The sequence below is a fragment of the Corynebacterium sp. HMSC072A04 genome, assembly GCF_001809235.1.
GTDB classification, from domain to species: Bacteria; Actinomycetota; Actinomycetes; order Mycobacteriales; family Mycobacteriaceae; genus Corynebacterium; species Corynebacterium hiratae.
Genome location: NZ_KV796790.1, coordinates 1 through 974, shown reverse-complemented (window position 1 = coordinate 974; position 974 = coordinate 1). Strand labels below are relative to the sequence as shown.

The following is a 974-nucleotide window of genomic DNA, read 5'->3' as shown; positions in this document are numbered from 1 at the left end:
CGGTTGTTGTGACTTACCCGGATGGTTCTAAGGACAACGTCGATGTGACTGTCACTGTCACCAACCCTGATCCCAATGCGGATCCGGACTGGAATGACGACAAGGGTACGCCTGGCGACAAGGTTGAGATCCCGAACACCGGCGGTGACGTTCCGGAAGGCACCACGGTTGAGACCGATGGCCCTGGTAAGGCTGAAATCGATGACAACGGCAACCTGATTGTCGACATCGATAAGGACGCTAAGCCTGGTGACAAGATCACTGTCATTGTCAAGGACAAGGACGGCAACGAGATCGACCGCGTAGTCGTCGAGGTTGAGAATCCGGATGCTCCTGCTGATAAGCCGGACTGGAATGACGACAAGGGCAAGCCTGGCGACAAGGTTGAGATCCCGAACACCGGCGGTGACGTTCCGGAAGGCACCACGGTTGAGACCGATGGCCCTGGTAAGGCTGAAATCGATGACAACGGCAACCTGATTGTCGACATCGATAAGGACGCTAAGCCTGGTGACAAGATCACTGTCATTGTCAAGGACAAGGACGGCAACGAGATCGACCGCGTAGTCGTCGAGGTTGAGAAACCGTCTAAGCCGATTATTCCGGGACCGACCTGGCCGATTGACCCGAATAAGCCGGGTAAGGACGATCCGTCTGAGACTCCGGAGGTCATCAAGCCGACCATTGATCCGGCTAAGGACGGTGACAAGGAGATCACTGGTACCGCTAAGCCTGGTACCGATATCACCGTTACTGTCACTGACAAGGACGGCAAGAAGACCGAGAAGACTGTCAAGGTTGGCGATGACGGTAAGTGGAAGGTCGTTGTTGACAAGGAGCTGAAGACTGGCGACAAGATTGTTGCCAAGGATAAGGACGGCAACGAGGCTTCGCGTATCGTCACTGGCGACTCCAAGCCGGCTCCGAAGCCTGATGGTTCCGCGGATTGGACTGGTTCTTCCAACCTGTCTGAG

Annotated in this window: 1 protein-coding gene; it reads left to right on the top strand. The window is 55.4% G+C overall.

Annotated features, from left to right (window positions below):
• Positions 1 to 44: 44 nt before the first annotated feature.
• Positions 45 to 974, top strand: a 930-nt coding sequence (locus tag HMPREF2565_RS13945; RefSeq protein ID WP_246819128.1) for an Ig-like domain-containing protein, incomplete at its 3' end; no start/stop codon positions are given.